This window comes from Luteibacter sp., assembly GCF_051958795.1.
GTDB lineage: Bacteria > Pseudomonadota > Gammaproteobacteria > Xanthomonadales > Rhodanobacteraceae > Luteibacter.
In genome coordinates this window covers 1-8,356 of sequence record NZ_JBQCFT010000247.1, presented here as the reverse complement: position 1 = coordinate 8,356, position 8,356 = coordinate 1, and the positions used below count along the sequence as shown (strand labels likewise).

The window sequence follows — 8,356 nt, the reverse complement described above, 5'->3', positions numbered from 1 at the left end:
CGCTTGGGAGGTGAGGTACTGCTGTTCGGAGATCTGGTGCTCGGTGCGGAGGAATAGGAGGAGGCTACGCTCTGGTAGCGCAAGGCTACTCGAGTCACGTAAAAAGATGTCGAGTACAAGACCGGCTATTAATCGGCGAGTAAGTACAACTTGTGGGAGCTTGAGAGGGATGCGGCGCTAGTCAAGGAGGGTTGGGGCATCCAGTGGGTATGCAGGGACGATGTCTCGGCGCCACTGAAGTCGGCGCTCGATAGAGCTGGAATCAAGTATCAGACAAAAGAGGCAGCGAAATAGTTGGAAAACAAAGACGATCAGTTTCAGTACTGGCTGATGGACATGCACGACGCAATCAATCGGTTCAAGGACGGTGCGGAGCCGGTGTGCCTCGAATCGTTAGACATGAGTCACGCGTCTCTGCTTCGGCTTGAGGAAATGTTGCTCGCACGTTACTCATCTCCTGCTGCGGCGCGGTCAAACGAGAATGCGGCTTATATCGATGGTGCTGCCAGATATCTCGGAGAGACGCTTCGCAAGCGACTGGGGGGGAAATGGTTCATCGACAATGTCGACAAAAAGAATGTCTTCTTTGGTCTTCCGCAACTAAAGGGACTTGCCGGACAGCGGACTCAGCTGTGCCCGTTAACCTTGGTAACGGCGACACTCGACCGTCGAAAAGGAGACTACCTTTTCACTATTATGAATAGCCTGATCGAAAGCGAGCATTACTCGAAGCGGGGTCTGTGAGCCCGGCGCAATTGCCAAGGCGCGGACTGGTTTGGCCCTTAGCGACGAGATTCGTAGGGGCGGCAGGCATGCGATGCTTAACATCGATCTCTTTCCCACAGTCGCAGGCCGTATGCTTAACTCTATGCGCGAGAACATGAGTCGTCCTGATGTCAGAGAGCTTTTTGAGAATGCACGATTTCACCGCGTCATCCGTCGATGGACGGGGAGAGGGGGGCAGTGAACAACTCAAGGATCCAGTTTGCAGATGAGCTTGAAGCGCTCCTTGGTGTGAATGGTCGACCAAGTGAGCATATCGATGAAATCGCGACCTGGGCATACAGGTGGCGACTAACACATCAGGATGAGGTCGATGACGAAGTCGATGCCTGGTTGCTTGATCTCGGCTTCATGAGCATGGGTCAGGAGTTTGAGCTTGGCGATGTTGAGCTTCGCCAAATGATCGTCAGTGCAAGGTGTTCAATCTGATTGAAATTGCCGCGGTGGCTACGCTGGGAAGGTCGTTGATGACGGATAAGTCAGATGAGGAACGGAGGCTCGCCGTAGAGGCCGCTATCGCGAGGCTCGCGCCTGAGGTATCGCGATTTCGCCCAGTCAGTCAGTTTCTGTATCCGTATGCACTTGAGGTCGCGAACCTCTACTCCGATCTGTCGGTGCACGACAGGCAGTGTGTATCGACGAACCTCAAGAGTGGCACCAGGAAGAAGCTCCTCTCAGCTTGCGGTTGGCTGGCAGAGGAGGCGATGAATTATCGGGATTGGCGACGGGTCCAGATCGCGTTCGTGCTCAACGTCATCGAAGGCTTCAAACTCGATGACCGTGAAAGCATCCGATACATGGCGCTCATGCGGCACGCAGCCAGGCACATTGGGGTCGGCTTGCTGGAGGTCGTGGAGTTCGCGATGACGTTGGCCTCTGGAGAGTCGAAGCGCCAGTTGGAAAATTTCGTAAACAGGGACGACTCGCAGAACAAGCTCGAGAGCTTCGAGGTAGGTGTTGAAAAGGTTGAGGGGCGCTGGCGATTCGTTCCCGCGGGCCGTTAGGTCGGCGACGTTGGATCGGGCACTCGGAGTTTTCGCGGGTACAAGGGAATTCGCAATGGATAAGGCCTAATGAGCAACATGAGAATCCGATTCGCGCGGGAACTCGACGCTTTGCTGGGCTTGAACAATGACGACGGCAAACGAATCGAGCGCATCGCTAACTGGGCTTTCAGTTTGCGATTTGCGAATCAAAGGGAGGTGGACGTTGAATTGGATACCTGGTTGGTTCATTTGGGTGCAATGACCATGGGTGAGGAGTTTGAGTTCACTGATGAAGAGATGCGCCGAATGGTCGCTAGTTCAGCCGCGTTGATCTGAAACGGCTTTCGCTGAACGCCGAATGGACTGGGAACTCATAGCATTGCCTGTGCAAGTCCCGGCTATTTCCAACAAGCCCAAGAAATACCGGCAGGTAATGGTCCGCATGGAATCCCACTCCAGGAGCATCGGGCCGTGAACACCAGCATGACCATCAAGACAGCCGCCGGCGACTTTTCCGCGTACGTCGCCTACCCGGAAGCCGACAAGGCACCAGCGGTAGTCGTCCTCCACGAAGTCTTTGGCGTCAACGAGGACATCCGCCTCACCTGTCGGGCCCTGGCGGCGCAAGGCTTCATCGCCATCGCGCCCGATCTGTTCTGGCGGCAGGAGCCCGGTGTCGATCTGAGCGTCACGTCGGAATCCGACTGGAAGAAGGGGCTGGCGCTCTATATGGCTTATGACCGCGATGCCGGCGTCTCCGATGTCGCGGCTACTATCGCTGCCGCGCGGGCATTGCCTCGATGCACCGGCCATGTCGCCGTGATGGGTTATTGCCTTGGTGGCCTGATGGCGTTCCTCACCGCGGCGCGCGGCAAGGTCGATGCAGTCGTGGCGTTCCATGGGGGCGATACCGAGAAGTATCTCGATGAGGCCGCGTCGGTCAGTGCGCCCTTCCTGATGCACCTGGCCGGGGCCGATGAGTTCATCAGCACGGCGGCCCAGGCGCAGATCAAGGCGGCGTTCGCGGGTATGCCGAACGTTACGATTTATACGTACGACGGCTGCAACCACGCCTTCTCGCGCCACGGGGGTGCGCACTACGATGCGGCGGCCGCCAAGTTGGCCAATGACCGTACCTGGGCGTTCCTGAAGGAAAAGCTCGGGTAGGGGCGGAAGGCTTGGCTCACTGCGCGCGAGAAGGATAGGCACCTACCCATGCCTTCCGGCACAGGTGTGTTGGTGACGTAACACACCAATATAGGCCCCGCGGCGAGCCTGCCGTTTCCCAGGGCCCAAACCATGCCATGCGAGCTGTCCGTCCAGGACGTCCATTACCGCTACCCCAATAAGCACCAGGCCGTGGCCGGGCTGGATTTCCGCATGGCTGCTGGGGTGTTGGGCCTTCTGGGCCCCAATGGAGCGGGGAAATCCACCCTGATGCGGATCCTTTCCACGCTGACCAAGGCCGGTGCGGGGAAGGTGTTGTGGAATGGCCAGGACATCGCCCGCTCGCCCGATGCGCTCCGTGCCGAGCTCGGCTATCTCCCCCAGGATTTCGGGGTGTACCCGACGCTCACGGCCCGGGAGTTCCTGGCTTACCTGGCGGCGGTGAAAGGCCTGCCGGTGGCGTTGGCTCGCACCCGCGTCGAGGCCTGCCTCGCCATGGTTGGCCTGGAACAGGCTGCCGATCGCCGGCTGGGTGACTTCTCCGGGGGCATGCGTCAGCGGGTGGGCATCGCCCAGGCGCTGTTGAACGACCCGCGGCTGCTGATCGTCGATGAGCCGACCGTGGGCCTGGATCCCGAGGAGCGCCTGCGCTTCCGCCACCTCATCACCGACCTGGCCGCGGATCGCCTGATCATCCTTTCCACGCACATCGTGTCGGATGTGGAGGCGAGTGCGACGGCGCTGGCTGTGATGTCGAAGGGGCGGTTGCCGTTCTTCGGCTCGCAGGACGACCTGGTCGCCCAGGCGGAAGGTAAGGTGTGGGAATGGCTGGTGCCGGAGCATGCGCTGGCGTCGGCGCGGGCTTCCTTCACCGTGAGCAGTTCCCTGCGCCGCCCGGACGGCGTGCGCCTGCGGATCGTTGCGGACGCAGCGCCTTCGGCCGATGCGGTGTCGTGCAAGCCGGCCCTCGAGGATGCCTACCTGTGGTTGCTGGCCCGCGCGGGGGCGCGCTGAACATGGAGGCGCTGCGTCGTTTCATGGCGATCGTGGTGGCCGACCTGCGCGAGCGTAGCCGGACTCCGCGTTTCTGGATCGTGCTGGGGCTCGTGGCGTGGGCTACGTGGGGCTGCTTCCCGTCGCTGCAGAGCGGGATGGTCTCGGTGAGCTTCGGCGATAACGCGCGGGGTGCGTATTCCAGTGCGTGGATCGGGATGACGGTGGGGCTGATCCAGGCGACGCTGCTTTCGCTGGTGGGCTTCTATCTCGTGCGCGGGACGCTGGTGCGCGACTTCGATACGCGGGTGTGGCAGTTGCTGGTGGCGACGCCGATGACGCGTTCCGCTTACCTGCTTGCGAAGTGGGCGAGCCACATGGCGGTGTTCTCCCTGCTGCTGTTCGCGAGCGTGGCGGTGGGCCTGGTCGCGCAACGGGTACGGGCTGAGGATCGCGCCATCGATCTCGTTGAGCTGTGCAAGCCCGCCGTGCTGCTGGCGTTGCCATCGCTGGCCTTCACCGCGTTCCTGGCGGTGCTGTTCGACCTCATTCCGTGGACACGCCGCACCCTCGGCAATGTCCTGTACTTCTTCGTGTGGACAGCCGTGCTGGCGGTGAGCGCGAACCTGCTGGAGAAGAACGGTGTCCCGAACGCCAGCCCGTGGCTGAGCGACCCGGGCGGCATGATCATGGCCGGCCGCGATCTGATCCACGGGCTCGCCAGCACGGCGCCGTGGGTGGATACGCACTCGTTGAGCGTCACTATCCCCATGGGCGAACCGGTGAGGGTGCGGCTGTTCGCGTGGACGCATTGGACACCGAATACCGAAGCTGCACTCGGCCGGGTGCTGTGGGTGGTGTTGCCGATGCTGGGTGTCGCCGCACTGGCGCCGCTGCTTGATCGTGCGGCGGCGCGGACGCAGGCGGCAAAGGCGCGTGCAAACAGCGGGAGGCGGTTGCGCTGGCTCGATAAGGTGCTCGGCTTTCTTGATCACAGCGCTACGGGCCGGCTTGTCTCGGCTGAGCTCAAGGGCGTGCTGCGTGCGCGGGTTGGGTGGTGGTGGCTGGCCCTGGCGATCTCGTGGGGAGTGCAGGCCGCGGGGTCGAAGGATGCAATGACCATTGCGGTAATCGTTGCGTGGCTTGCGAGTACCGATGTGTTCTCACGAGCGATATTGCGTGAGCGCAGTGCGGGTACTGGGGCGCTCGTGTTCACGGCGGTGGGGGCGGCGAAGCGGTTGCTTGTGGCGCGGGTTAGTGTGTCGTTGGTGCTGGCTCTATTCGCTGCATTGCCGGCGTTGGTTCGGTTAGGTGTGGGGCATGACGCGGCTGCTGTCGTGTTGTTGCTCGTGGCCGTGCAGGTGGCGCTGTTCGGGTTGGCGTTTGGTGTGGTGTTTAGAAGCCCGCGGCCGTTTGAGCTTGGGCTTGTGGTGGTGGGGTATATGGGGGTGCAGGGGCAGGGGCCTTTGGCGTTTGCTGTTGGTTCGCCCGGCGTTTATTCGTATCTGGTGATGATTGCGGCGGCCGTAGTGGCGCTGGTGATTGGCTGGCAGTGGTGGTATGGCGAGGGTTCGCTGAAGGGCCTGCTATTGAGGAGTCGCGACGGGGTCTGACGCTTTGGCTTCGGCAAGGGCGTCCTGGAGGTACATGTCCATCGCATCCATGCGGCTCTTCGTTAGCGACGACGTCCAGGTTAGCCAGTAGAAAAGGAGTAGAGCGAAGCCAAAGAACCAATCGATCCAGGTAATGGAATGACCTTCGAGGATCTGGCGACCTTGGAAATACACCGCAACGAGCACGGGGATGATCCCCAGCGTCGAGATCCCTCCGGCTAGAAGTGGCAGCCTCTGCGTGAACCGTTCCCTGCGGTACTTGGGCATGGCGGCATGCTTCTCGAGCGTGTCTCTCGGTTGCCCGGCCAACCAGTCGCGTATCTCGAAGTGATAGGGGTAGTCGTGGTCGAGTTGCCGAGCGTAATCCTCGAAGGGGCGGATCAGACTGATGAACTCACCACGGGAGAACCAAAAGCTTGCCGCGACGCCGGTTATCTCGATCGTCAGCAGGAGCAGCATGAGCACGACATGGGCTTTTTCATCAAGCGGCAGACGAGCGACCCCCAACGTCGCCACGTAGGCGACCAAAGATACGAACTGGCATACGCGTGGCCACTTACGCGCGTTGGGCGCTGGGGCATCGTAATCAGGTATAGCGCTTAGTCGACGGTTTAGCTCGGCAAAGCTGAGCGACGCAGCATTCGGTACTGCATGGTCCTCTGCCGCGGTCGTGGTGGAGGCGTCGGCCTGCGTCCGTCGATTCACTTTCTCAGTCATCATTCCTTGCCGGATTTGACTAGCAGCCCCCTGACTGCCCTCTCGGCGGGGAATATAGCCGGCTCGCTGCACATCTTATGTAGGCGCATTCCTACACCGGACGCTTCTGTGAAATCCGGCTGCATTTTCAGAATTTTCCCGTATGCCGAGGGTGAAGAGGTCGATAGACTTGTCACTCCAGAATGGCTGACCTAGCGACGTTCTAAGGAGGCGAAGATGCGAAGCAGGAAAACAAAGATTGCCGAGATGCTGCTAGTGGCCGCATGTTTTCTCCCTCTGGCTATCCGAGCCCAGGAGTTGCCTGACGACCCCGGCGAACTCGAGGATCATTCGGCGTTCTTGAAGCTGCGACCTGGATATCAGGATTGCCTCGACGCTGCGGGAGGCGTCGTCCCAACCATGATCAGGTGCAATAGTGCGGAGTACACCTATCAGGACAAGCGGCTGAACATGGTGTACGGAAAGATCATTCGCAAAGTTGGGGCGGAGGATCGGAGGATTCTAGTTGACGAAGAGCGCAAGTGGATTGCGAAGAAAGAGAAGGACTGTGCGCTACCGGGAGGTGCAGGGCAGGGAGACATCCTGGATGCATCCAACTGCCTGGTGTTGTACACCGCCCGGAGGGCGACAGCATTGGAACGCCGCTTGGGAGACTAGCGGCTCGATTGCAAGGATTGAGTGATGGTAGGAAAGAACGAATGGAAGATCGGTCAGACGTCGCTTTACTTCGAGTCGGCGGGCGCGGGACCGGGCACAGTCTCACAAGGACAAGGCGATCTTGGCGGAATGTCTTACGGGACGTACCAGATTGCCAGCGGTACTGGGACGCTGAACGAATTTCTCGCGTATTCCGGGTACGAAAGGGACTTTTCGAAGCTGACTATGAATTCAGCCGAATTCGTGGCTGAGTGGAAGCGCCTCGCGGCAAGTGATCCCGCTTTTTCCGACGCACAGCACGATTTCATTCAGAAGACCCACTATGACCCCCAGGTTCAGTCGCTGAAGCGAGCAGGAATCGACGTCGATGGCCGCGGTGCGGCAGTGCAGGACATGGTCTGGAGTACCGCGGTCCAATATCGTGGTTACACCACAAAGATCGTATCTCGGGGGCTTGCCGAAGCCTACGGTCCCGACTTCAAACTGGGCGAATTGTCAGATGTGCAGATAGTGAGGGCTGTGCAGGATTCCAAGCTGAAGCACGTGACGGACGACTTCAGGAGCTCCTTAACGCAAACGCCCGGCCTCGAGGCACGAATCGAAACAGAAAAGCACGCATTGAGTTATCTCGCGGAAACGGGCTTCCCGATGGCCACGAGCGAGATTGGGTCCCAGCAGAGGTCCTTCGCGCCTCTCAAACTCGGCGCGTCAGGACCGCGCGTCGAGGCTATACAGGAGGGGCTCAGGGATTTGGGGTATCTGTCAGCAGCCGGAAGATCCATAGATCCGGACGGACATATGGGCCCAGCCACGCAAGAAGCGCTCAGATCATTCCAGCGGGCGTCCGGCCTCTACGTGCACGGAAGCGTATCGGTGCTTACTGAGCGACGTTTGACAGAGCAGCAGTTGTCCAGGGATATCGGTCTGGGAAGCCTCGCTGAGGCTTCGACCAGAATGCCGTCCTGCAGCCTCGATGATAAGGCGCATCCAGATCACGGGATGTTTTCCTCGGCACGCATGCTAGTGCATGACTTAGATCGGCAGCATGGCCGTGAGCCGGATGCAAGAAGCGACAATCTGGCCGCATCATTGGTCGTGGCTGCCAGGTCGAGCGGATTGGAGCGCATTGACCAGGTTGCCCTGAGTGACGATGCGAGCCGACTTTGGGGTGTTCAAAGGCCGCCTGGTGTCCGGGATCACTTCTTTGATCGGCAGGCGAGCACGGACACGATGCAAGGGCTGACTACGCCCATCTCAGACTCGTCGAGCCGTTGGCCCGAAGCCATGCGATCGTACGAAGCGGCGACGTCCCCCCGCCTTCAGTAACGGTCTGATTTAGAGCCCGAGGTTACTGTAACTGTTTCGCGTAGGCTGCGGGCGTCAGCCCGCCTAGTGCTCTTTTCGGGCGCTCCTCGTTGTACTCACGGCGCCAGTTTTCGA

General features: G+C 60.1%; 11 protein-coding genes. 9 read left to right on the top strand and 2 right to left on the bottom strand.

The features are described 5' to 3' along the window. Positions 1-294: 294 nt before the first annotated feature. The 7 genes from ACTHLF_RS12495 (at position 295) to ACTHLF_RS12465 (ending at position 5,542) form a co-directional block, all read left to right on the top strand. Complete coding sequence (locus ACTHLF_RS12495) at positions 295-744, top strand: hypothetical protein (protein ID WP_440327672.1); 450 nt, start codon at positions 295-297, stop codon at positions 742-744. A 219-nt stretch (positions 745-963) separates the two neighbouring features. Then, entirely contained in the window at positions 964-1,212 is a 249-nt protein-coding gene (locus ACTHLF_RS12490) for a hypothetical protein (RefSeq protein ID WP_440327671.1), read from the top strand. Continuing rightward, positions 1,200-1,787, top strand: a complete 588-nt coding sequence (locus tag ACTHLF_RS12485; protein WP_440327670.1) for a hypothetical protein — start codon at positions 1,200-1,202, stop codon at positions 1,785-1,787. Before ACTHLF_RS12490 ends, ACTHLF_RS12485 begins: the two co-directional genes overlap by 13 nt. A gap of 69 nt (positions 1,788-1,856) precedes the next feature. Next, on the top strand, positions 1,857-2,105 hold the full coding sequence (locus ACTHLF_RS12480; RefSeq protein ID WP_440327669.1) for a hypothetical protein: 249 nt from the start codon (positions 1,857-1,859) through the stop codon (positions 2,103-2,105). Positions 2,106-2,240: 135 nt separating this feature from the next. Then, entirely contained in the window at positions 2,241-2,936 is a 696-nt protein-coding gene (locus ACTHLF_RS12475) for a dienelactone hydrolase family protein (RefSeq protein WP_440327668.1), read from the top strand. Positions 2,937-3,068: 132 nt separating this feature from the next. Further along, entirely contained in the window at positions 3,069-3,950 is an 882-nt protein-coding gene (locus tag ACTHLF_RS12470; protein WP_440327667.1) for an ABC transporter ATP-binding protein, read from the top strand. 2 nt (positions 3,951-3,952) lie between these two features. Further along, complete coding sequence (locus ACTHLF_RS12465) at positions 3,953-5,542, top strand: ABC transporter permease (protein WP_440327666.1); 1,590 nt, start codon at positions 3,953-3,955, stop codon at positions 5,540-5,542. On the opposite strand, the gene ACTHLF_RS12460 is transcribed toward ACTHLF_RS12465, so the two are convergent. Further along, complete coding sequence (locus ACTHLF_RS12460) at positions 5,516-6,259, bottom strand: hypothetical protein (RefSeq protein WP_440327665.1); 744 nt, start codon at positions 6,257-6,259, stop codon at positions 5,516-5,518. The two genes, ACTHLF_RS12465 and ACTHLF_RS12460, sit on opposite strands and share 27 nt — an antisense overlap. 216 nt (positions 6,260-6,475) lie before the next feature. On the opposite strand from ACTHLF_RS12460, the gene ACTHLF_RS12455 reads away from it, so the two are divergent. Beyond that, positions 6,476-6,916 carry a lysozyme inhibitor LprI family protein gene (locus ACTHLF_RS12455; protein WP_440327664.1) on the top strand — a complete coding sequence of 147 codons (441 nt, stop codon included), beginning with the start codon at positions 6,476-6,478 and terminating at the stop codon, positions 6,914-6,916. Positions 6,917-6,940: 24 nt separating this feature from the next. Beyond that, positions 6,941-8,242, top strand: coding sequence for an XVIPCD domain-containing protein (locus ACTHLF_RS12450; protein WP_440327663.1), 1,302 nt, complete (start codon positions 6,941-6,943; stop codon positions 8,240-8,242). Between the two features lie 22 nt (positions 8,243-8,264). On the opposite strand, the gene ACTHLF_RS12445 is transcribed toward ACTHLF_RS12450, so the two are convergent. After that, positions 8,265-8,356: integrase core domain-containing protein (locus ACTHLF_RS12445; protein ID WP_440327673.1), on the bottom strand; the 92-nt coding region annotated here is incomplete at its 5' end.

Bases quoted from the DNA above. Each gene is read 5' to 3' on its own strand.
- ACTHLF_RS12480 (WP_440327669.1), top strand. From the start codon at position 1,857: ATGAGCAACATGAGAATCCGATTCGCGCGGGAACTCGACGCTTTGCTG.
- ACTHLF_RS12470 (WP_440327667.1), top strand. From the start codon at position 3,069: ATGCCATGCGAGCTGTCCGTCCAGGACGTCCATTACCGCTACCCCAAT.
- ACTHLF_RS12465 (WP_440327666.1), top strand. From the start codon at position 3,953: ATGGAGGCGCTGCGTCGTTTCATGGCGATCGTGGTGGCCGACCTGCGC.
- ACTHLF_RS12460 (WP_440327665.1), bottom strand. From the start codon at position 6,259: ATGACTGAGAAAGTGAATCGACGGACGCAGGCCGACGCCTCCACCACG.
- ACTHLF_RS12455 (WP_440327664.1), top strand. From the start codon at position 6,476: ATGCGAAGCAGGAAAACAAAGATTGCCGAGATGCTGCTAGTGGCCGCA.
- ACTHLF_RS12450 (WP_440327663.1), top strand. From the start codon at position 6,941: ATGGTAGGAAAGAACGAATGGAAGATCGGTCAGACGTCGCTTTACTTC.